Below are 22,614 nucleotides of genomic sequence, written 5' to 3'. Positions count from 1 at the left end.
GTAGTACTAGCGCGATAATACCTGCGCTTGCTCAATAATATCAAACCCTGCATTGAGCTGCGCGCGCGTTGGCGCATGACCACGGCGCAATAGCTCAGAGAACGCGACCAATTCTTTGTCACGTCCGAGCGTACTCGCTGCGCTAGCTCGTGTGTTCTCGCTGTCGTCATCGAAGTAATATTCGATATAGTCGAGCGTATCTGGCGTGCCAAATAGGATATTGTGCTCTGGGGTCTCGGCATGACCGCTATAGCGTAGGCTCTTGCCATACTGCATGGTCCAGAAGAATGGAATGCGCGCCTCCAATGAGTCGACATTGTCATCACCTAATATAGCAGCTGCCGTGACCATGCCGTGCTGCAATGCCACACGCCAATGTTCGATGCGCATACGGCCCATCTGATTGCTAGCTTTGGCGATGTCGCCTAGCGCATATACCCCATCGCGCAGCTGTAGATGGTCATCGACCTGTACGCCATCTGGGTCATTAACCTCGTTCAGTATCTCTGTGCGCGGTGAGACGCCAGTACCTAAGACCACGATATCGGCATCAATGTGCTCACCACTTGCCAGCGTGACACCGCCCACATGTGAAAAGGCTTCGTTATCTTCGTCTTGGTCAGCTTGACGGTCAATCTTGGTAATTTCATTGACGGTGGCATCAAATACAAAGTTAATGCCTTTTTCTTCATGCAATTTGATCAGCGCATTACTCACAGTCTCCGATACGATATTGCCCATCACGCGGTCGTCTTGCCCAATCACCGTAATAGAAGCAGTCGTGTCTGCCTGCGCTAATGCAGAGGCAACCTCCATACCGATGAAGCCTGTACCAATGATTACCACGCGCTGATCATGACTGGCCGCTTTAATCAGTTTGGCATCTGCCATACTGCGCAACGTGTAGACGCCATCGATATCTGCCCCAGTAATGGGCGGAATGCTAGGTGATGCACCTGTCGCCACCACCAAGAAATCCGCAGTCTCTCGCTCGCTAGTGCCGTTTTCATTTTCTATGACGATGGTCGCCTCATTGGGCAATACTTCGCTGACCGTTTGATTAAGTCGCAACTCGATATCGTTGTCTTTGGCCCACGCTGCGCCGCCTAATAGCAGTTTATCTTCGGCCATATTGCCAGCTAAAAATGCTTTTGATAGTAAAGGGCGGTTATAAGGTGCGGTATCCTCTTTGCTAATCAATGTAATCTTGCCACCATAGCCACCGTGACGTAATTGATTGGCTGTCATAAATCCTGCACCGCCGCCGCCCACGATAATGGTATGTGTATCTGTGAGCTGATCGTTATCTGTCGATTTGTTTATCTGAGCTGAGGTATCAACGGTCACATTGTCACCATCACTTATGAGCTCATATTGAGTCAAACCCTCTGTTGCTATCGGCTCTAATAACGACCCATCACGGGTATCAAAACTCGCATGATGCCAAGGACAGACGACTCGATTGCCGCAGCGCAGACCGTTGCCCAAATCAGCCCCAGCATGTGGGCACTTGCCATCAAATGCGCGGAACTCATCGTCATCACGAGTGATTAAAATGATACTATCGTCTTCTTGCTTATAAGATTTCATGCCACCACTTGAAATATCAGATTTACTAATGGTGACTGTGTTGATCATCGCCTTGGTCATAATGCTTCCTTAACAGTTATAATAATGTCCTAATAACAGCGCATTGAAAATGACCAGACCGAGCCTGACAATTTCAACTTACTCTATTGTCTAAGTATGCTATGTACTGATAGTAGCAAGACCGCATCACACACGATGTTTTTTTGTATGTTACCTGCGTTGCAAAACGTAATTGCTCACCCGATTGCTTATGTTATCCCTCTTGCTTATCACCACAAAATAAAAGACCAGATTATGACTTCTCAAGACACCTCTACTGATATCAACAATACCCCTACCTCTGCCACTCAATCTGCTACAGTTAGCGATTCAATCGACCGTTTGGATCTCACGCTTATCGATATTGCAGCGATTACTGACACTGCGAGACTGCCGCAGCCTAATCGCCCGCCGATACAACAAGCCACCTATAAAGCAAGTCCTGCAGATTTTGTGGTCAATGAGATACTGCCGCTAGAGTTTACGGGCGAAGGCGAACACTTGTGGCTGCATGTAGAGAAGTCAGGTATGAACACCGCATATCTGGCAAAACTACTATCAGAGTGGGCAGACATCCCTCTGCGCGATGTGGGTTACTCAGGACTGAAAGACCGTCATGCGTTGACGACCCAGTGGTTTAGTCTGCGCATACCCAAAAAACAATTACCGCCTACCGAGTTTGCACCGATAGACGTTGGCGAGCACGAATCCGTCACTATCCTTGCCCAGCACTGGCATAATAAAAAGCTTAATCGTGGTACCCACCGTGCCAACCACTTTATTATTACCTTGCGTGATATTCACCTCGCAAAGTCTAATGAGGACGATACAGCAGCGCCTGAGCAATTACAGTCTGCTAAGCAGCGTGTCGAGCAGTATTTGCAGTGCATCAGTGACAGCGGTGTGCCCAATTACTTTGGTCCGCAGCGTTTTGGTTGGCAAGGCAATAACATCAAAGAAGCGTTGTCTCTGTTTGCCCGCCCACCGCGCGAGCATCGTCCGCAACCAAAAAAGAGTAAGCGTGCGCCGAGAGAACAAAACACTATGGAGCTATCTGCAGCACGCAGCTTGATATTTAATGAGATACTGGCAGCGCGCGTACGTGATGAGAGCTGGAATAAAGGGCTAGCAGGTGAAGTGTTTAATCTGGACGGTTCAGGGTCTATATTTACCAGTGAGACCTTGGATGAGACATTGCGTGCACGCCTTGATAGTGGCGATATACATCCCACTGCTGCCATGTGGGGCACCGACAATGATAAAGTCAGTAGTAGTGCCGCTGAGCAAGAAAAGAAAGTAATTCAGCACAGCGCATTACTCAAACAGCTAGCAACGGGATTAGAGCAGCGTGATATAAAAGCACAACGACGCGCGCTGAGACTACCTATTGAGCAGCTAAAATGGCAGTGGTCTGATGATCAGACGCTGGTATTGAATTTCACATTGACCACAGGTAGCTTTGCGACAAGTGTATTAGCAAGCGTGGTACAGCAGCTTGAGTCATGATTGCGTGATTGACTGATATATAGCAGGATTCACATAGCGGCTACTTTTACGTAACGGCTATTTTTATATAGTTGCTTTTTTATAGTAGCTACTAGCCATAACGTAACCACTAGCGTTTTTTATAGAGCGTGTGCGTCCCGCCAGTTGTGTCGTTGAGCATTTTATTGGCGCTCACGACTTGGTTGCGACCACGATGCTTGGCTTCATATAGGGCTTTATCCGCAGCACTGATAAGCCGCTGACAGATGTCGCTTGGCAGTTTTTGCATGGATGCCATATTTTCAGCTCGTTGGGTGGCAATTGGTTTAATGAGCGGCACTGTCTCTGATTGAGGCAATATTCTTTTCTGCAAAATGGATTTGTATGTTTTGGCGATACACGCTCTTTCTTCATGAGTTAAGGTATACAAACCAAAGCTTGCTGTGACATTAAATTCAAACATGTTATTGAGACTAATCGCCTTGTCAGCGATGCTCAATCGCAACTGCTCAGCAATCACCATAGCGCTATCATGCTGTGTGTTTGGTAGTACAATCAAGAACTCTTCACCACCATATCGGCTAATGATTGCTTCATCCGATAACGACTGGGATAGCGTCTGAGATACTTCAATCAAAACCTGATCGCCCACATCATGACCATAGTTGTCATTGATCCGTTTGAACCAATCCAAATCCAACAGCATAACGCTCAAATCTTGATGATCTTGTACTGTTGCCAAGGTATACTTCATCTTTTTTAGACCATAGCGGCGGTTTTTTAGCTGGGTAAGTCCGTCTTGATTGGCATGTTGCAAGGTTTCTTGTCGGCTATCATCTAACACCAATAGCAAAGAGCGAAACATATATACAATAAAAATTGCTTTGGGTAGCGCCAGATACAAATGCGTTGAACGCCAGAAGAAAGCTGATGAGCGCTGCACCTCACTGATGCTTTCCCACTCTAATATATTGTTTTCAAAAGCCGAAGCAGCGATGGCATTTTCAATCGCCATGAGCTCGTTGTAAGTCAGGTAGTTATGTGTATCTATCAGAGGATGGATAACTGTCAACTGGCGCAAATTGGGTAAACTAACACCAAAATAAGGTACGATAATAGCTATTAGCATTAGGCTTATTTGTAGCCAAAACATCCGCCAAGCATAGCGACGCTTGATCAGCATCATCCCTAGCATCGCACCGCCGACCACTGAGACACCTGCAAACAAGCTGCTATAGCCTATGACGACGATGACAGTGGCAATATAGAAGGTATAGATCAAAACTAAAGCAATCTGCCACTCATCCAGAGCGTCGTTTTTATTCTCCGTATGCGGCAGATATTTGTACATGCACAAAAAAAACAAGCCCGTCAAACTGATGCCAAACCACAACGGATACAGATAATGTATATTGACATAGCTCTCAACGGCATCTTGTTGCAACCAAACCAACAAACACCATAGCCAATGTAGTGACACTTCCATGACAATAAATAGCGCCAACAATGACGTTCGATCAACCGCTTGCCACTCAAAAATCATTTGAGAGAGCTTTTTGTATCCAAGATGAGAGATCGATACAGCCATAAACGGGCTACCACAGAAAAATTAAACGCCCTGAATTTATAGGCGTTGAGACCAAACTAAAAGTTGTAATATCCTTGATAAACTCTATAACTAACGCTTCAAGTGTTACAAGTTCTGTCTGCATTATCAATCTGTTTTATGCATTTATTTATCAATAATTGTTTTATGGTTGTAATAATGCCTAATTATAAGTATTGAGTCTTGCCAGCTGCTTAATCAGTCACCTAAATAGCCAGCACCAGTATCTGACATTGTTCTAACAAGACGATAAAAATAGAATATTTTTTGGATCAAGACAGCGTTTTAAATGACTCCCAAACGCCTTGCTGATCTGCATTTAATACAGGCACATCTCCCAAGCGTCGCCATGGCATATTGCTGCCATGAAAGTCACTACCGATTGAGGTGACAAGATTGTGCTCAGCAATACTACGATCAACCATTCTACGCGTACTTACCGGCTCACTGGTCGCTGGTAGCTCACAAGCATCACCGCCAAGCTGTGCAAACTCCTGTATCAGCTTACGGACTCGTGTGGCTGATAGCTGATAACGCGTGGGATGGGCAAGTACTGCTTTACCCCCACAAGCATGGATCAGATCAATACCATGCTGCATCGTCAATGCCTCGATTGCCACATAGGCAGGCTTGTTATCTGCCAAATACTTATCAAAGGCTTTTTGGACGGTTTTGACCTCGCCTCGCTCAAATAGCACTTGCCCAATATGAGCCCGTCCAACAGCTTGCGGATTACCACCTGCCTTATTGAGAATCGCTTGCCATAGCTCATCGAAGTCAATATCCAACAGCTCGCTGAGCTTTTCGGTAATACGCTGACCACGTGTCGCCCGACTGTCTTGTAATTGCTGCAAAGTCGCGTGCATTTTGTCGCGATCAGCGAAATCTAGCCCAAGCACATGAATGATCTTGTTGGTAGATTTGTTCTTCCCGTAGCCGCCGCTCAGTGTATGTTCACAGCTGATTTCAACCCCATTGATCAGTTGCATATCATAGGCAGTAGCAGCGGCTCTTGCTTCGTCAATTCCTGCCAGCGTGTCATGGTCAGTTAATGCCAGAATATTGACACCCGCGGCGTGAGCGCGACTGACCACTTCAGTTGGCGCATAAGTCCCATCCGAGCAGGTACTGTGGCAATGTAAATCGTATTTCATAAGTTTAGCCTTAATTTTTCTGAGTACTATGGTTTTTCTAAGTACTATGATTTGTTTGAATATTATATTTTTTTGAATGCTATAAAGTGCAAGGTAAGTTCAGTGGCAAACGTCAATGCTGCTATCACTAATTACTATTGTTATTATTGTTACAAATAACGCCTCGGACAGCTGCTAAACGTGAGAGTTATCATTGCCGTATTTAATCGTTATGTCTAACTTATGACGTTATATTTGCCCAGTCGCTTATTTCCTAGCTGCAAGTACTGGTCAAAAGTCATTAGCCACCGTAAGAAAGGGGTACTCGATAGGTTGCTTATATCGAAGTATTATCATGCTGATTGCTTTTTTTTGGTGCGGTAGACGTGTAAACTACCCCATACGTTTTTGTTGGACACCATCTTTGCTATGAAAGCATTATTAGACTTTATCCCCTTGATTGCCTTTTTTATCGCTGCTCGTTACAGTGGTATCCTGGCAGCGGCAGGGGCTTTGCTCATCGCCACTATCATCGTTTATGCCATTCACTTTATTCGCCAAAAAGGCAAATTTGATAAGCAGCAATGGGTCGTCCTATTATTAACCATTTTATTTTGCGGTGGTACGTTGCTGCTGCGTGACGACATCTATCTGCGCTGGAAGTCGCCCATTATCAACGGTATCTTTGCGTTAACGCTATTTGTTAGTGCTGCTATTAATAAGCCCTTGATGCAGCTTGCAATGAAAGAGGTATTTACCCTGACAATCAGCGGTTGGAAAAAGCTGACCGTCGCTTGGGCATTGTTTTTTGCGCTTATGGCTGTATTACATTATATCACAGCGTTCACAATGTCAGATGAAGCGTGGATTAACTTCAAAACTTATGGCTGGATTCCAATCATGCTGGTGTTCGTCGTGGCTCAGTTTGCTGTACTGAAAAAACACCTAAATCCTGCATTGACAGATAAAGCCACCAAATAACACAGGTTGTCTTATGATGACAATCAAGCTACCGCTAAATATCAATAGTAACAAACCTTTAGCGTTGTAAAATGTCTTTTGCATCAATTATCATGCTCTATTACTCACTAAGGAAGTCTCATGTCTTTATTTGTCATTATTGGCCATGATGTGGCCAACAGCAGCGCGCAACGTCTGATTACTCGTACAGAGCATATTGAGCGGTTACAGGCTTTGAGTCGTGAAGACCGTCTGGTTATTGCAGGTCCAACGCCTATTGAACATGGAAAAAACGACATGTCAGGCAGCCTTATTATTGCTGATTTTGACTCTATCGAATCGGCGCAGGCATGGGCAAATGATGAGCCCTACTTACGTGATGGCGTATATAGCCATGTGGATATCAAACCTTTTATCCAAGCATTGCCAGCGCCAACTGACAAAGTAGCTGCATCGTGAGTTGGAGCGTCCATTATTTGAACAATCGATTCTCAAAAAACAGCGTGGCCAGCCTATTGCTATTGGCAGCTGCCTCAGCGCATGCCGCGCCAATAGTGACTGAAACTAATGTCACCGAACCATCAGCGACGCCGATGACAACCCAACCTGCAGCGGGCACTGGCGCAACCAAAAACTCTGCGCTAGATATCAATGATACGTTGGCTGCACAACTGCAACCGTCCTCGAAAGCACTGTCAGCTGCCAATCAAGAGCTGCTCAGCCGTAATGCGCAATTGCAGCGTCAAGTGAACGACTTACAGACCCAAGCGAACGTCTTAGTGTACGAGAGTAAAGGTCAGCTGTTTTTGTATGGTGCATTTACGGTATTGATTAGCTTGTTGGTCGGTATTTTTATCTCGTGGCTGGTGTTTGTTCGCCGTGAGCGCTGGTAGGCTAGTTGCTATACGTGACTTTCATGACTTTAGCTTTCGATTATCTTTTTCTGCTATACCATACTGTACTTTGAGATATCAGCTCTATCACCAACAATACCCTGACGATACAACTACTGCAGCTAAGAACCTCCCATGTCTATCGCTAACCCTCAAAATGCTAAGTTCTCAAACGTTATCACGCCTGCTAAGATTGATTGGCAGATGGATGATACTGGCAACATGGTGCCGGTATCTGATGAGTTTGGGGATGTGTATTTTTCGCATGCGGATGGTCTAGCAGAGACACGTCATGTGTTTTTGGCACACAATCAGTTGTCAGAACGTTTGACCCGCCTTGCACCAAAACAATGCTTTACGATTGCGGAATTGGGATTTGGTACTGGGCTAAACCTACTGGCAACCTGGCAGTTATGGCGACAGCTGCGCGACACTCATTCACACCTAGCAGATGCGCGTCTCCACTTTATTACCACTGAAAAATTTCCTATACCATATGCAGATCTGACTCATATACTTGCTTTATGGCGTCAGCGCGCCCCCGAGCTCTCAAGATTTATCGAATTACTTTTGGCAGCATACCCGCCACTTATTGCAGGTTGTCACCGCTTAAGTTTTTCTTATGACAATTTAACCGTCGATATGTGGTTTGGGGATGCCGCGGATAGCCTGAGCAAACTGGCAGTCAGTCATCAGTATTCGTCTGTGCCTCATATCGATGCTTGGTTTTTGGATGGCTTTGCGCCTTCTTGCAATAGCACCTTGTGGGCTGACAGTATCTTTGCACAAATGCAGCGTCTATCAGGCCCGCGCACTACTGCCGCCACTTATAGCTGTGCCGGCATCGTCAAACGCGGACTGAAAGAACACGGTTTTCAAATTAAAAAAGTAAAAGGCTTTGGACGAAAACGTGAGATGCTCACGGCTGTGATGATAGATGCAGACGGTTTTGATGCTAGTCATGACAATGTTAATGTTAATATTGATCAAGATATTGATCGTGACGATAAATATCAAAAAACGACCCGCACTATATTCGATCACACCGTCGTCATTGGGGCTGGTGTCTCAGGGCTACTCACGGCTTGGTCTCTTGCCAATCGCGGCATTACTGTCACCTTATTAGATAAATCAGCACCCTTAGCAGGAGCTTCAGGCAATCCGCGCGCATTACTTGCGCCCAAAATGACACCGATTCATCACGTCGATGAACACCTGCACACTATCGGTTATCTGTATAGCAATAGACTCTATCGAGACTTCAACCAGAAAGCCTCGCAGATTGATACAGCGCCAGTACTGGAACCAACTGGTGCACTCGATTTATTGATAAAGTCTAATGTCGGTACCGAGCAGATTGCAGACTATCCTAATGAGATGGCAACTACCCTGCCCGCTAAACAGGCGCAGGATCTTACTACGCTAAAAAATCAGAACTTATTAGATAATCTATATTTGCCTGAATCTGGGTTGGTCAACCCGCAAGCGTTAAAGAACATCATACTGACGCATCCACTCATCCGCTTTCAGCAGTTAGAAGTGAATAAAATTACCGAAACTGAGCAGCAAGTTCGTATCGAAGGCATTGATAAAAATCATGACACTATCACTGCTGATAATATCGTCATTTGCGCGGCGTTTGAGAGTCATCAATTGGATGAGCGGATATTTGATTGCCGTAAGATTCGTGGGCAACTGTCTTGGTTTATACCTACCGTAGAGCAGATGGCAAACCTGCCCAAAATACCGCTGAAATATAACGGTTACTGTGCGCTATTTAACGCACAAACAGGCGATAGTGAGCTGAACACTGTCATCGCTGGCGAGCCCTATCTATTACTAGGTGCAAGCTTTATACGTAACGATACGGATACTAATGTAAGAGATGAAGAGCATCAGATTAGCCGAGACAAGCTGATCACTGCTATTCCCGAGATGGCGTCTATTGTCCCAGTAGATACTAGTAAGTGGCAAGGACGTGCTGGTATTCGCACTCAGACGCCTGACTATCATCCAATCGTAGGGCAGCTGGCACACAGTCAGCGAATTTGGACCATGAGCGCGATGGGCGCAAAAGGCTATGCATTAGCACCTATATGCGCTGAAGCATTAGCAGATATGATGCTAGGATCATTTGCACCGCTATCTGAGGCGATGCTCGCACGCCTATCTCCCAATCGTACACGCTTACAAACACCGCTCGTTTGAGGTAACCTAATATGATATCTACGTAAAGACCGTACTATTCACGGTTCGTACTGTCGTGTGGTATCTTTACTCAACGTTGGTTCCAACAATGAGACACTATCCTATGAGCTATCACCAAACGACCATCACGCTACCCGCCTATGCCCGTGGCATTCATATCATCACTCCTATTATCGAAGATGCAATTACTCAGCTGATACCTCGCACTGCCAAGGTAGGGCTGGTTCATTTATTTCTACCGCACACATCAGCCAGTCTCACTATCAATGAAAATGCTGATCCAGATGTCAGATTAGACACTGAAGAGTGGCTCAATAAAATTGCACCGGAGAATCAGCCACAGTATCGTCACACCTTGGAGGGCTCTGATGATCTACCAGCTCATCTCAAAAGCATGATGCTGGGCGTCAGTTTAACCATCCCACTCATCGACGGTAGGTTAGGACTGGGTATGTGGCAAGGGATCTATCTATGTGAGCATAGGAACATGACTGGATATGGCGGACAGCGCAAGCTGGTTATTACCATCAATACGTAATAATATACGGTGAGTAGATAGCAGGTTAATGCTTGCATATTACCTCATTGACATCGCGCGCTAACGGATAAACCCGACTATGATAGCTTTTATATTAAGATCTCTAGGCTTTGCAAACGCTAAACCTGACTACTTCAAGACCACTGCTGTTGTTTTGAGTGTACTGCTATTGACTGCCTGCCAAGAAACGCCAGAACCTGATACATCAAATGAGCCTGTCGCTGAGACATCAACACAAACCGCGCCTGTCACGACAAATATCAATGTAGATGAATCTGACGATAACGGCGTGAACAAACCCCAAGACCAAGTACAGACTGACACTGATTCAGAGCGCGATATGAGTTTGGCTGAACTAGAACAAAATCTAGAAGGCACTGCCCCTGCTACGAACAGTGCTGCTGCACCTAATCCAGAGCAAGCCATTAAAGGTGCACAAATCACCGATGTCCGTTATAAAAATGACGCGGGCGATAGCTTATCGGTCGTCTTTGAGACCTCAGCTGCAGGACTACTCAACGCGATTGTCACCCGTCCTAACCAACCGAAAATCACGCTCAGCGCGCCAGAAGGTCAAGGGAACAATCCCACTTATCGCTCAACTGACGGCAGTATCCAACTAGTGAGTCATGCAGGAGGTGGCACCATTGATTTTATCCAAAACGATACCGTGACCAGTTTTGATGCTATCAGTGCTGAAGCCGAAGTCATCACTGAGTAACGCTTCATACTCTCTTTTATTCACGGCTTTACTCTTTTATTCAACCCTTTATTTTGAACCAAAAAAGGCAGCGAACGCTACTATCGTTGCCGCCTTTTCTATGGTTGTGTATTCATAACTGCTTACTGGACTTTATTTATACGACTCAGTTTTTTGATACGTGATTATAGTTAACCGAGCCTAGTCAGTTTAGTAAAAACAGTCAGTTGAATAAAAACAGTCAATTAACTAAAACCAGCCGATTAACTAAAGAGTCCGACCAGCCAACTTATTATCGTCCATACACCCCAGCCGATGAATACAAGCACGATTAGCCCCAGCATATCAGGGATATGCAAGTACAGCCAAGCCACGATAGGATTGCGCCAAAAAGCGCCGAAGCGGCTATGCTGCTGTTTGTCCTCTAGTGACTGATGCAAAAAAGGCCGATCCATATGCATGGTTTCAGTAATACCATACTCATGGTGTAAATGCTCGTGCACGATACCCAGCGTCTTGCGACTAGGACGAATAAAAACATCTAGCAGCGTACCGATACCTGGCACGATACCCACGACCATATCAATCAGTGCCAATCTCACAGCGGGCGTCATTTTATGGGCAGGCACACCCAACTGACGACCTAATATAAAAGCATAGCTGGTCAATGCCAGCCCCGCCAAATCACCTGCGAGAGGAATGGTTGAGAGCGCCGCATCGGCACCCATGCCCTGTTTGGTAAAAGGCACTCGTACTAGCGAATCCATCGTATTGGCAAACTTTGCTAATTTACGCTCAGTGGCGATCGCTTGCTCGCGCGTCAGTCCATGCTCAGCAAGTTTTTCCTGATAATCTATGACTGACTTGTTCGCCCCAGATGTTTTTTTTGCTTTAAATCTCGGCAATTTATTGAACTTATCCATTTAGCGTCGTCCATATACACGTCACTGCTACAAGCGCAAAAACATAACGCCCTACCCAAATATTGGCTAAGAATGCCTGAAAACAAGCCTGTGCATGACGACTGGCACACGCACTATTCTGTTTGGCAAACATCATCGCCACCAATGCCAATCCGAATATTGGCGTAATACCTAGCGTGGTTGGCGCAAAATAGTGCCACATCACCGTGCCCATAATGAGCAAAAATAGCATTTGAAGTATTGAGATGATAATCACATCATAGCGACCGAATAATATTGCTGTTGACTTGACCCCTATCTTAAGATCATCTTCGCGATCTGCCATGGCGTACTGCGTGTCATACGCTACTGTCCAGCACATATATGCTAAAAATAACAACCAACACCATATATCAGGAGCACCTTGCACCGCCACATAAGCCATTGGTATTGCCCATCCAAAAGCCGCTGCCAAAAATACTTGCGGCAAATACGTATAGCGCTTCATAAATGGATAAATGAACGCCAATATGACTGCGCCAAGCGACCAATAAAATACAGCAATCGGTAAGGAAAATAGCAAACTGGCGCTTAGCAACACTAATACCAAAAACGCAGCAATGGCTTCTTTACCAGATAAACGTCCATCTGCTAATGGACGACCTTTAGTTCGAGTCACATGTCCATCTACTTTGCGATCAGCAAAATCATTAATCGCACAGCCAGCGGCGCGCATAAAAATCGCCCCAAGCGCAAATATCACAAATATCTTGAGGCTTGGCAAGCCTGCTGTCATTCCTTGCTGCTGCGCCTGCCCCATCGCTGCTAACATCACGCCCCATAACGTTGGCCACAGCAATAGCTCAATACCCACTGGCTTATCAAAGCGTGTCAGCTGCATATAAGCGTAAAGCTTGTCCTTGAGCGTCATGGAAGAGCTGGTTTGTGTCATAGTATGATGGTCTCTATGCTTGTCGCTTTGATTGGTCTACGTCGACTAAAGCTTGAATGGTAAGAATGCTTCATTGATACGATATTTTTATTTCGAATGCTTTGATGTTCATGTTAAGTGTTTTTAGGTACTGTAATCCTAAGTATTCTAATTTTAAGCACTTGAATGCTAAGTACTTTGATGGCTGCTGCTTTAATATTAAACCCTGTAACATTAAAGGCGGTAATGTTAAGCCATTCAGCAAATTGCCTATTTGAACAAAGTCTTGGTTAAACGAAATACCCATCAAAGCGTACGGCTTCATTATGCCAGCTTTCACTAGCAGGCTGTTCAGCAAGCAATGGTGCAAATTGAGGACGCTTTACGACCACGCGACCCTGCCCTGACAAGTTTCGACTCACCACTGTCTGCGCACCATTTAACAGTTGTCGCTCTTCATCTGGCGTTGGTGGATGAGCCAACTGGTGCAGCGCTTGCATGTGCTTACCTACTTTTGCACCTTTGCCTGTTTTGGTATCTTGATAGCTATCCTCTGGAAACATAGGGTCTAGGTATACCACATCAATTGCAGTCGTATCATCTACTGCCAACTCAGTATCCAGTCTGACAAAATAACTGAGTGCATCGGTATTAATAATTTGTAGACGCCCCATAAGCTTCTGCCAATTGGGGTACGCACTCATACGCTGCTGCTCTGCAAGTAAAAGTAGCGCCATCAAAGGTTGCTGCTCGAGCATCGTCACGCGTGCACCCGTACTACCCAATATCAAACTATCATGACCAAAGCCAGCCGTTGCATCGATAACCTGACTGTCTGCTGTGATTTTTGCTGCTTGTAATAGCAGTTCAGACTTCCGGCCAGCACTGACTACGCGGCGCTGCAACTTGTCCCATTCAGGTGCCACACTGAGCCCATCACTGAGCCATGACAGCTTGTTTTTCTCATCGAGCCATAATATAGGCTTAGAGGTTGTTTCGCTCAATTGCTGCCGACGCTTTTGCGTGAGTTTCTCTGTGGAGAGTTGAGTGTCCAAGACAATTGGCAGTTCGTGCTCGTCTATCAATGACAGCAGATGCTCAATTTGTGCGTGCTGACTATCATTGACATAGAACAGTTGACAATGTACTACAGCATACGTTTTACTGTGTGTTTGAGGCAGAGCTGTCATAACCATCATCCTTTTGCTACTGATTTTATCGGTACTGCCTGACACCATCATGCACCTCTAGCCTGCCATTTGATAGCCAAAACCCCAAGCCGCTACCAATACGATGACACCTGTGATGATGCGCAACCAAGCAAAGATAGTAAAATCACGACGGCTCACCCATGCTACCAGTAAGCGAATACAGAGTAATGCCACCACGAATGATACGATAGTTCCGATACCCAGTACCAACCAGTCTTCACTATTACTCAGGACATCTCCATGCTTGAGCAAATCTAATAATGCTGCGCCGACGATGACAGGGATACCCAAAAAGAAGGAAAACTCTGCAGAAGCCTTGCGCGAAACCCCAAGCCATAACGCGCCAATAATCGTAGCGCCTGAGCGCGACGTCCCTGGTATCAATGCCAGACACTGAAATAGTCCAATCATGAGTGCCGTTTTCATACTGACATCTTCTGCCTCTGCCGCGATGACTGTCTTAGGACGTTTTTCAACATAAAATATCAATAGACCACCGATGATAAGCATGATGGCTACAACAATAGGGTTGAATAGATACGCTTTGATTTCATCGGCAAAGGTAAAGCCAACGATCATGACAGGGATGGTCGCGACAATTAGGCTCAGTCCCAGCTGCCTTGGATTGGTCATGCCGTCTGCTTTACCTGTTATGAGGCCCATTAGCGCTTGCCACAGTCTACCCCAATAGTCATATATCACCGCCAAAATAGCGCCAAGCTGTACGACGACCACAAACAGATCAACTTTTTCTTTGGTCCAAAACCCCATGACATCTGCTGATAAAATCAAGTAGCCCGTGCTAGAGATGGGTAAAAACTCAGTGATACCCTCAACGATACCCATGATGACAGCTTGAATTAATAAAATGATATCCACGGTGACTTTCCTAAAAATAGAGGGGCCCAAAAACAGGCTGAGCTAAGAACAGACCGATTGGCTGTCCTATGTTGACGTTGGTCTTATAGTAATTGGTATTTTTCCACAGTAAGATCTATGCTTTACCTTGCTCTTTTAGTGTTTTCCAAGCTTGATTACGTAGATATTTTGGTAGAGCCTGTGCAGCCTCAGTACCACCAGACTTTGCAAACTGGGCTATACCAAGCTGTCCGATAATGACCGCATCTGGCCAGACATCTTCATGGTAAGCTTGCTGGTCATGTAGCGCTAATAGCGTCGCACCATTACCCGCAATAGGTAGGTTTAGTGCGGTTTGGCGATCATAATCTAATAGCTGTTCTGTACTGTCGCTACTATCATCCAATACTGGCTGCATGATACCGTGATCTGACTGATCATCTACAGCTACTTCATACTGTCCAAAATAGACTTGCTGCATACGCGCATCAAGGGCGCTGTATATATGTGTTAGACCGTATTTCTGATACGCACATTGTGCAATCGCTTGTAGACTAGAGACGCCCACACAAGGCAAGTCATGTGCGACCGATAGTGCCTGCACAACTGCCGTGTTGATACGGATACCACTGAACGCCCCTGGACCGCGATTGAATATCAATGCTTGTATATCAGCAAGACCTAGCTGCGCCTCAGATAGTGCAGCATCAATCATCGGTAAAATCTGCTGAGTCTGCTGGCGTTTACCTGTTTCGGTATGGCTCGACAGCACCTGCCCACTCGAATCTAAAATCGCGATCGAACACTGATCGAACACGGTATCCATTGCTAAAAACATCACAACCTCGGCTTATACTTTTGGCAGTCTAGGGCATGTCAGATTTTGATGAGTATTTACAATCATTATTAATGGTCATTATTAATCGATATACTGCAAAAATCCTGACAGGGTAAAACAGCGCCTATCATAGCATTTAGGTCACAAAAATTTTATTACTTTCTACGTTTTCCACATTTTATTCATCGGTTATTATTCGTTGGTCGTAATTTAAGGCTAGCAATGAAAAAACCCCAAAGCTTAATTGGCTTTGAGGCTTTGGATTTTTGAACAAGTGACTTAAAAATAAAAAGTACTAATTTAAAAACGTGTTTTGAACTTTTTTGGCGCTTGGTTTTGCATGTCTTGCATTTGCTTTTGCATCTCTTCAGTGCTTGGCATGTTATTTGGATCAAGTCCCATCTGTTTTGCCATTTGCTCTGGGTTCACGTCTTTAGCGCCGCCTTGCTGACCGCCGCCAAACAAAGGACCGCCACCACCGCCAGCGCTGCCGCCACCCATGAGCCCTTGCATAGACTTCATCATTTTACTAATGCCCTCAGGCTTTGAGATCATTTTCATCATTTTTGCCATTTGCTTATGCTGCTTGAGCAAACGGTTGACGTCTTGGATTTCACGACCTGAACCTGCAGCAATACGACGCTTACGACTTGGGTTAATTTTGTCAGGGTTTTTGCGCTCAAATGGCGTCATTGAATTGATCAATGCTTCCATCTCGCGCACTTTTTCTTCTGGCTTGGCGTCTTCGACGGCTTTTTGCATATCCGAGCCGCCCATACCAGGCATCTTATCTAAAAAGCCTGCCATGCCGCCCATGCTTTTCATTTGCTGGAACTGGGTCAATAGATCCTCAAGGTCAAAATCACCGCCCTTTTGCATCTTTTTCGCCATTTTTTCGGCTTTATCACGGTCAATTTTTTGCTCAACTTCTTCGACCAAGCTCAGTACATCACCCATACCAAGGATACGCTGCGCAATACGCTCAGGATGGAACAGCTCTAGCTCGTCTAGTTTCTCGCCGCGACCCAAGAACTTAATTGGTTTACCTGTGATAGCACGTACAGATAGCGCTGCACCGCCGCGAGCATCGCCGTCAGTCTTGGTTAAGATAACACCCGTCAGTGGCAACGCGTCGTTGAAGGCTTTTGCAGTATTGGCAGCATCTTGACCCGTCATTGCATCAACGACAAATAGTGTTTCAGATGGGTTGACCGCAGCAGTTAGCGCCTTAATCTCATCCATCATAGTATCGTCGATATGTAGACGACCTGCGGTATCGATGATAAGGATATCTTGATACTGGATCTTGGCTTCTTCAATCGCACGCTTTGCGATATCGATTGGATTCTCATCCGTGCTTGAGTTCACAAATTTAGCATTTACTTGACCGGCGACTTGCTCAAGCTGTTTGATCGCCGCTGGACGATAAACGTCGGCAGAGACCAGCATGACTTTTTTCTTTTGGCGTTCTTGTAGATACTTGGCCAATTTACCAGCTGTGGTTGTTTTACCCGCACCTTGCAAACCTGCTAGTAAATAAACAACAGGCGGTTTGCCTGTCATCTCTAGCTGCTGGTTGGCACTGCCCATCATTTCGGTCAGCTCGTCGTGGACGATTTTGACAAACGCTTGACCGGGTGCTAGCTCTTTGAGCACTTCAGCACCTAGTGCTTGCTCTTTGACGCGTTTTACAAAGTCACGAGTGACAGGCAGTGCCACGTCAGCTTCTAACAGCGCCATGCGTACTTCACGTAGGGTGTCTTTTATATTGTCTTCGGTCAATTGTCCCGTGCCTACGATATTGCGTAGACTCGACGACAAGCGTTCTGTTAAGGTATCAAACATAAATAACTCTCAATTAAAATAGTTTTCAATTAAATAAAACGTCATTAAAATAATGCTAAATCAAACCAATCAAATGGTTCGTAAATACTATTAGGATAGATTATAAAATACTGGGACACTCTGTCATAACAAATCAGATAAAAATCATATTATCAGTACTATAGCATCAACACGATGCAAAAATTATAGTCGTTTCGCAAAAGGCTCGACTCTTATTAGTTTTAGGTAACTGGTTTATATAGTCAGTTCAGTATAATTTGGATACAAGGAAGGCAAGTGAAAGTACTACAAGTCGTAGACTAAGCGAGCCTGACACCGTATCCGATTTATAGGGGATTGACTATACTTTGCTTAGGGTGTCTTATATGATGATGTATCAGGAATAAGAAATATGGCGCTCAACTGGCACCCATTTTATGATAAATTGGACGATTATTCTAATCATTCTGATAATACCACTTTAGCAATACATTGAGCAGTCAGTTTACGCTCAGTTCAAGACGAGGCTTTTTATCTGTGCACCTTGCATTTTTACTTGCTAGCATGGCTTATGTCTTAGTCAGCCTTCACATTGGTTGGGCGCTGACTCAGGATAAACCTATCCATAAAAGCGTCAGTTTGAGTCTATTACTGGTCGGCATGGCTGCACACGCAATATTGCTCTATCCGTACGTCGTGACCCTGTATGGTCTGAATTTTAATTTATTTAATATTATCAGCCTGACCAGTTTGTTCTTTTTATTCTTTTATCTGCTGTTCTGTTTGTACCGACCTATCCTTAGTCTTGGTATCTTGGCTGCACCCACAGCACTCGTAGGCATGACTGTCGGCTATGTTGGCCGCGCGCCTTACCAACCATTAACTGATGTCAGCATCGGACTTGAGATTCATATTCTGTTGTCATTAGCGGCCTATTGTGTGCTGTTGATGGCTGCGGTTCAAGCGCTATTTTTGCGTCTGCAAATACGCGAGCTCAAGCATCATACCATTCACCGCTTTTGGGTCAATAAACTGCCCTCACTGCAGAGCATGGAGAGTTTATTATTCGATATGCTTTTGGTCGGGTTTGTCTTGCTCAGTATCGCGCTAGGCATTGGATTTATATACGTAGAAGATTTGATGGCACAACACATCGTACACAAGACTGTCTTTAGTCTGCTGTCATGGTTATTATTTGGTACATTGCTATTTGGCAATTGGCGCGCAGGATGGCGAGGCAAACGTGCCGCTAACATCACCATTTACGCTTTTATTCTGTTAGCGATTGGCTTTGTGGGTAGTAAGTTTGTTTTGGAGATGCTGATATAACACTGACATAAAATGTCATGTTATAAAAAAGGCGGTCAGTCATTGTTGCGACTGGCCGCCTTTTTTAATCACTAATTTAGATATTTTTTAGTTAAAAACCACTGTCTTGTTGCCCGCCACGATCACACGATTCTGCACATGCCAATTGACAGCGCGAGCCAATACGTTGCGCTCTATGTCACGTCCAATAGCGCGTAGCTCTACCACACCTTGGCGATGCGTCACGCGGTGTACGTCTTGCTCAATGATCGGCCCTTGATCCAGTTCTGCGGTGACATAATGCGCCGTTGCACCGATGAGTTTGACGCCTTTATCGTAAGCTTGGCGGTAAGGATCTGCCCCCACAAACGCAGGTAAGAACGAATGATGAATATTAATCACTTGCATTGGCCAGCGTTTGACAAAATCTGACGATAATATCTGCATATAACGCGCCAGCACTAATAAGTCATTACCTGCCATCAGCTTATGGATTTGCTCTTCTGCATCTACCTTATTGTCTTTGGTCACTGGTACATGATGAAAACTAATACCAAAGTTTTCGACCGCTTGCTGTAAATCAGGGTGATTGCTGACCACGCAAGTGATCTCGCAGTCCAGCAAGCCGCGCTGATGGCGCCATAGTAAATCTAACAACGCATGATCGAACTTTGAGACCAAGATACCGACTTTGGTTTTAGTGGCATTGTTATGTAAGCGCCAATCCATATCGTGGCGCTTGGCAACAGTATGGGCAAAACTGGCTTCAAAATTATCGATGATATCGCTCAAGCCTGCTAAAGCGAACTCCAAACGCATAAAGTACTGACCACCTTCATGTGCCGTTGAGTACTGATCTAATGTGATGATGTTGGCACCATAACGATGAATAAATTCTGATACTGCTTGGACGATACCCGCCTGATCTTTGCATTTGATGAGTAGCGTTGCTGTATCGATAGCACTAGGAATCTGCTTACTCTGAGAAGCGATGTTTGATGGTGAAACTGTTTTGGTGTTGTCTGACATAATACGCCCAATATAAAAAATGATGACTGATCGCTGAGAATGGCTGTCAGCGTAGTAAACCGGTTATTTTAATCTTTTTTGTGATATTTTGCTGAGCGAGTTAGTTGTTTTTGGTTATTTAGGATGATTTAGCTATTTAGAATACAATGCAAAAACCCCCAACGTAGGGTTGGGGGTTTTTAGTTTGTTACTTTACTGCCTCTAGTTGACTATAGTATAGGTCACTGCAGTAGTAACATTGTTAGGACTAGTGACAGACACTCTAAAGAAATCCCCAGCCTCACATTGATCTAAGGCATAAGTATTAATCGTCCCTGTATTATCTCCAGGACTACCAGGGGATACTATTGCTGGTACTTCTTCAGGTCCTCCAATCATCTCTACTTCACAACTCCCGCTATCCTCTCCGTCGGTTTTATCAACCACAGAGCCAGAAATCGTTGTGCCAGATGGCATTGGATTCAATTCATAAAAACCACCACTATTGATACGAATATTAACTCGAGTATCTCCTTCAGTAATGATCTGAGATTGTAGAGGAATACCTATGTTGTTCAATAAAGTAAAAGTAGGGTTATTGCCGCTTGATAATAACTGAATACGCTCATAGCGAATGATAGCATCAAGCTCTGTATTACAAGTCATTGGTTTGTTTGGAGACACAAAGTTATCAATAAAGTTGTTTTCGAACGCTTCTTTTATTTGTTCACTAGAAGACGGGAATTTCAACTGTATGAACTGACCAACATTGTTTTCACAGGTTTGATCGGCTTGTGTCGTTAACGGATAAGTAAACTCACCGATTTCAAAAGTACCATTCTCGTTATCATCACGGAAGGTATCACCGATATTATGCACAAAAATATCACCTTCATCCCATGCATTATTTTCATTTTGATCGATGTAAGCTTTCTCTCCTTCAGCTACCGCTAATAGACTCACACGACCATCGCCAGGACGCGGATTCTGTGTTGAAAATGTGACCTCACACTCTCCGTCAGCAGTGTTACAGCTCGCAGGTGACACTTTGCCACCCTCAGCGGTGAAATTCACTACGGTACCATCTGGCACGGCATTACCGTTGCGGTCAACCAGTCTTGCTACTACTGGCGTACTGTCACCGTCTAAGCTCCAATCTAATACGTTCTTGCCAAACGATAAACTAATACCATCTTGAGTCACTCTAGAGCTGGCAATAGAGATACCCTTTGATAACGCATTGATACGAGTATCACTGGCTAAGGTGGCCTTGATCTCTACGGGTCCAGGTGTTGTACCCGGGTAGATGTTGACTGAGACTTGACCGTTCTCATCAGTTCTAGCTGTAAACTGTTGATTATTACCTAACACACCAAACGTTAAGCCTAACGGTGATTTTTCTAGCGATAAGATAACTTCTGAATTAGCCAGTGGTGTCGTATTTGAAAATACTGTGAACTCAACTGCGCCTGTTGCCGAAGACCCACTACCTTGAATGCCTAGTGTTAGATCATTGGCCGTATAGACAATAGAGGTTGCTTCAGGAGCCTGTATAGAAACACTAGCCGATTGAGTGACGCTACCAGTACTGGCTGATATTCGCACAGCACCACTACATAAAGTATTATCGACGTTAATGGCTTTGTACACAAAATCAATCATACCATTTTCATCGGAAGTAACTTGCTCAGGTAGCTGACCGCAAGCAGCATTTAGGTTGACCAGTACACCACTAATGGCATTACCACTTGTATCAGTGGTTTTCAAAGATACCGCCGTCTGTCCACCTGCCGTCAGCTGTAAGTCAGTAATCTGTAATGCACTTAGATTAACATTGGTAGCTTGTACCAAAAAAGTTAAATTGCTAATAGCGGTATTGTCATCATTACTAGCATTTGCAGTAATGACGTAAGCGCCAGATACATCAGGTGCATTAGGCTTCAAAAATATACGGGCTTCGCCATCGCTGTTGGTCAAAGTAGCACCCGATGTCGTCTGTGATAAATCAACGCCTGGTGCATCAATTGAGAAGGTTACTTTTGTATTGGCAAGAGGTTGACCATTGTCATCAGTGACTACCACTTCATAGTAAGCACCTTCTAGCCCAATAGAGGTTATCGTATTATCGTCTACATCGACTAATTGACTGCTACTGATATTTAAAGCACCTATTGGCTCTTCAGTACCACCGTCATCTCCATTATCTCCATCAGGCTGTTCTACACCCAAATCAGGCGCCGGTGCAATCGTATCAGTGCCATCACCGCCGCCACAACCTGCCAGGGCTAATGATAATGTGAGCGCTGTCAGTTGAAATAGCTTAGAAGTAGGTAGCGAGTGGTATGACATGGTTTTAACTCCGCATGAGCAGTGATTTATCAAACAAAGAGGCAATAATCATTACACAGAATCAAGAGAGACTGTTGATGATACATGGTTTTACAGTAATGCCAGTGTATTAACAGATTGTATTAAATATATAACAGCAACTTTACTGACTTTTGTTATAACTTACAACTAAAAATTAATCTTTGCTATTAGATAATCAACAACATAGCGCGCTCATTTCAGGGTATAATAGC

19 protein-coding genes are annotated in these 22,614 nt (G+C 44.8%); 8 read left to right on the top strand and 11 right to left on the bottom strand.

Annotation, left to right across the window (positions count from 1 at the left end; translation table 11 throughout):
* Positions 1 to 6: 6 nt before the first annotated feature.
* Positions 7 to 1,650 (bottom strand): FAD-dependent oxidoreductase, encoded by a 1,644-nt coding sequence (locus ACTXGL_RS07040; protein WP_443525822.1) that lies wholly within the window; start codon positions 1,648 to 1,650, stop codon positions 7 to 9.
* Between the two features lie 234 nt (positions 1,651 to 1,884).
* Between ACTXGL_RS07040 and truD the strand changes: the two genes are divergently transcribed.
* A complete protein-coding gene (gene truD / locus ACTXGL_RS07035; RefSeq protein WP_443525820.1) occupies positions 1,885 to 3,135 on the top strand; it encodes a tRNA pseudouridine(13) synthase TruD in 1,251 nt (416 codons plus the stop codon).
* Between the two features lie 109 nt (positions 3,136 to 3,244).
* Here truD and ACTXGL_RS07030 read toward each other — a convergent pair whose 3' ends face one another.
* Positions 3,245 to 4,702, bottom strand: coding sequence for a GGDEF domain-containing protein (locus ACTXGL_RS07030; protein ID WP_443525819.1), 1,458 nt, complete (start codon positions 4,700 to 4,702; stop codon positions 3,245 to 3,247).
* A 290-nt stretch (positions 4,703 to 4,992) separates the two neighbouring features.
* Positions 4,993 to 5,874, bottom strand: a complete 882-nt coding sequence (locus ACTXGL_RS07025) for a PHP domain-containing protein (RefSeq protein WP_443525817.1) — start codon at positions 5,872 to 5,874, stop codon at positions 4,993 to 4,995.
* A 408-nt stretch (positions 5,875 to 6,282) separates the two neighbouring features.
* Between ACTXGL_RS07025 and ispZ the strand changes: the two genes are divergently transcribed.
* The 6 genes from ispZ to ACTXGL_RS06995 all read left to right on the top strand — a co-directional run bounded on the left by ispZ (position 6,283) and on the right by ACTXGL_RS06995 (position 11,173).
* Entirely contained in the window at positions 6,283 to 6,834 is a 552-nt protein-coding gene (ispZ, locus tag ACTXGL_RS07020; protein WP_443525815.1) for a septation protein IspZ, read from the top strand.
* Positions 6,835 to 6,954: 120 nt separating this feature from the next.
* Complete coding sequence (locus tag ACTXGL_RS07015; protein ID WP_443525813.1) at positions 6,955 to 7,272, top strand: YciI family protein; 318 nt, start codon at positions 6,955 to 6,957, stop codon at positions 7,270 to 7,272.
* Entirely contained in the window at positions 7,269 to 7,706 is a 438-nt protein-coding gene (locus ACTXGL_RS07010; protein WP_443525812.1) for a hypothetical protein, read from the top strand. Before ACTXGL_RS07015 ends, ACTXGL_RS07010 begins: the two co-directional genes overlap by 4 nt.
* 135 nt (positions 7,707 to 7,841) lie before the next feature.
* Positions 7,842 to 9,914: an FAD-dependent 5-carboxymethylaminomethyl-2-thiouridine(34) oxidoreductase MnmC gene (gene mnmC, locus ACTXGL_RS07005; RefSeq protein WP_443525810.1), complete on the top strand. Its 2,073-nt coding sequence runs from the start codon at positions 7,842 to 7,844 to the stop codon at positions 9,912 to 9,914.
* A gap of 103 nt (positions 9,915 to 10,017) precedes the next feature.
* Positions 10,018 to 10,452 carry a secondary thiamine-phosphate synthase enzyme YjbQ gene (locus tag ACTXGL_RS07000; protein WP_443525808.1) on the top strand — a complete coding sequence of 145 codons (435 nt, stop codon included), beginning with the start codon at positions 10,018 to 10,020 and terminating at the stop codon, positions 10,450 to 10,452.
* A gap of 79 nt (positions 10,453 to 10,531) precedes the next feature.
* The gene (locus tag ACTXGL_RS06995; RefSeq protein ID WP_443525806.1) at positions 10,532 to 11,173 is read left to right on the top strand and encodes a hypothetical protein; all 642 of its coding nucleotides are present in this window, start codon (positions 10,532 to 10,534) and stop codon (positions 11,171 to 11,173) included.
* Positions 11,174 to 11,415: 242 nt separating this feature from the next.
* On the opposite strand, the gene ACTXGL_RS06990 is transcribed toward ACTXGL_RS06995, so the two are convergent.
* From ACTXGL_RS06990 to ffh, 6 genes are all read right to left on the bottom strand, one after another.
* Positions 11,416 to 12,075: a DUF4112 domain-containing protein gene (locus ACTXGL_RS06990; RefSeq protein ID WP_443525804.1), complete on the bottom strand. Its 660-nt coding sequence runs from the start codon at positions 12,073 to 12,075 to the stop codon at positions 11,416 to 11,418.
* Positions 12,068 to 12,985, bottom strand: coding sequence for a 4-hydroxybenzoate octaprenyltransferase (ubiA, locus tag ACTXGL_RS06985; RefSeq protein ID WP_443526054.1), 918 nt, complete (start codon positions 12,983 to 12,985; stop codon positions 12,068 to 12,070). Before ubiA ends, ACTXGL_RS06990 begins: the two co-directional genes overlap by 8 nt.
* Positions 12,986 to 13,275: 290 nt before the next feature.
* Entirely contained in the window at positions 13,276 to 14,175 is a 900-nt protein-coding gene (locus tag ACTXGL_RS06980) for a class I SAM-dependent methyltransferase (protein ID WP_443525802.1), read from the bottom strand.
* Between the two features lie 57 nt (positions 14,176 to 14,232).
* The gene (locus ACTXGL_RS06975) at positions 14,233 to 15,075 is read right to left on the bottom strand and encodes an undecaprenyl-diphosphate phosphatase (RefSeq protein ID WP_319051453.1); all 843 of its coding nucleotides are present in this window, start codon (positions 15,073 to 15,075) and stop codon (positions 14,233 to 14,235) included.
* A gap of 115 nt (positions 15,076 to 15,190) precedes the next feature.
* The gene (tsaB, locus tag ACTXGL_RS06970) at positions 15,191 to 15,892 is read right to left on the bottom strand and encodes a tRNA (adenosine(37)-N6)-threonylcarbamoyltransferase complex dimerization subunit type 1 TsaB (protein WP_443526052.1); all 702 of its coding nucleotides are present in this window, start codon (positions 15,890 to 15,892) and stop codon (positions 15,191 to 15,193) included.
* Between the two features lie 300 nt (positions 15,893 to 16,192).
* Complete coding sequence (gene ffh, locus ACTXGL_RS06965) at positions 16,193 to 17,737, bottom strand: signal recognition particle protein (protein WP_443525800.1); 1,545 nt, start codon at positions 17,735 to 17,737, stop codon at positions 16,193 to 16,195.
* 516 nt (positions 17,738 to 18,253) lie between these two features.
* Between ffh and ACTXGL_RS06960 the strand changes: the two genes are divergently transcribed.
* Positions 18,254 to 19,045, top strand: a complete 792-nt coding sequence (locus tag ACTXGL_RS06960; protein ID WP_443525798.1) for a cytochrome C assembly family protein — start codon at positions 18,254 to 18,256, stop codon at positions 19,043 to 19,045.
* A gap of 87 nt (positions 19,046 to 19,132) precedes the next feature.
* Here ACTXGL_RS06960 and purU read toward each other — a convergent pair whose 3' ends face one another.
* Together purU and ACTXGL_RS06950 are read right to left on the bottom strand one after the other, a co-directional pair.
* Entirely contained in the window at positions 19,133 to 20,053 is a 921-nt protein-coding gene (purU, locus tag ACTXGL_RS06955; protein ID WP_443525796.1) for a formyltetrahydrofolate deformylase, read from the bottom strand.
* A gap of 201 nt (positions 20,054 to 20,254) precedes the next feature.
* Positions 20,255 to 22,381 (bottom strand): Ig-like domain-containing protein, encoded by a 2,127-nt coding sequence (locus ACTXGL_RS06950; RefSeq protein ID WP_443525795.1) that lies wholly within the window; start codon positions 22,379 to 22,381, stop codon positions 20,255 to 20,257.
* Positions 22,382 to 22,614: the final 233 nt, after the last annotated feature.

Source organism: Psychrobacter sp. T6-6, from assembly GCF_052258185.1.
Lineage (GTDB): Bacteria > Pseudomonadota > Gammaproteobacteria > Pseudomonadales > Moraxellaceae > Psychrobacter.
The sequence above is the reverse complement of the archived record's forward strand: the minus strand, read 5'-3'. Positions and strand labels throughout refer to the sequence as shown.

What these genes read in the sequence shown, in the direction of transcription:
- ACTXGL_RS07040 (WP_443525822.1), bottom strand. Translation starts at nt 1,650, where the DNA reads ATGACCAAGGCGATGATCAACACAGTCACCATTAGTAAATCTGATATT.
- truD (WP_443525820.1), top strand. Translation starts at nt 1,885, where the DNA reads ATGACTTCTCAAGACACCTCTACTGATATCAACAATACCCCTACCTCT.
- ACTXGL_RS07030 (WP_443525819.1), bottom strand. Translation starts at nt 4,702, where the DNA reads ATGGCTGTATCGATCTCTCATCTTGGATACAAAAAGCTCTCTCAAATG.
- ACTXGL_RS07025 (WP_443525817.1), bottom strand. Translation starts at nt 5,874, where the DNA reads ATGAAATACGATTTACATTGCCACAGTACCTGCTCGGATGGGACTTAT.
- ispZ (WP_443525815.1), top strand. Translation starts at nt 6,283, where the DNA reads ATGAAAGCATTATTAGACTTTATCCCCTTGATTGCCTTTTTTATCGCT.
- ACTXGL_RS07015 (WP_443525813.1), top strand. Translation starts at nt 6,955, where the DNA reads ATGTCTTTATTTGTCATTATTGGCCATGATGTGGCCAACAGCAGCGCG.
- mnmC (WP_443525810.1), top strand. Translation starts at nt 7,842, where the DNA reads ATGTCTATCGCTAACCCTCAAAATGCTAAGTTCTCAAACGTTATCACG.
- ACTXGL_RS07000 (WP_443525808.1), top strand. Translation starts at nt 10,018, where the DNA reads ATGAGCTATCACCAAACGACCATCACGCTACCCGCCTATGCCCGTGGC.
- ACTXGL_RS06995 (WP_443525806.1), top strand. Translation starts at nt 10,532, where the DNA reads ATGATAGCTTTTATATTAAGATCTCTAGGCTTTGCAAACGCTAAACCT.
- ACTXGL_RS06990 (WP_443525804.1), bottom strand. Translation starts at nt 12,075, where the DNA reads ATGGATAAGTTCAATAAATTGCCGAGATTTAAAGCAAAAAAAACATCT.
- ubiA (WP_443526054.1), bottom strand. Translation starts at nt 12,985, where the DNA reads ATGACGCTCAAGGACAAGCTTTACGCTTATATGCAGCTGACACGCTTT.
- ACTXGL_RS06980 (WP_443525802.1), bottom strand. Translation starts at nt 14,175, where the DNA reads ATGACAGCTCTGCCTCAAACACACAGTAAAACGTATGCTGTAGTACAT.
- tsaB (WP_443526052.1), bottom strand. Translation starts at nt 15,892, where the DNA reads ATGTTTTTAGCAATGGATACCGTGTTCGATCAGTGTTCGATCGCGATT.
- ffh (WP_443525800.1), bottom strand. Translation starts at nt 17,737, where the DNA reads ATGTTTGATACCTTAACAGAACGCTTGTCGTCGAGTCTACGCAATATC.
- purU (WP_443525796.1), bottom strand. Translation starts at nt 20,053, where the DNA reads ATGTCAGACAACACCAAAACAGTTTCACCATCAAACATCGCTTCTCAG.
- ACTXGL_RS06950 (WP_443525795.1), bottom strand. Translation starts at nt 22,381, where the DNA reads ATGTCATACCACTCGCTACCTACTTCTAAGCTATTTCAACTGACAGCG.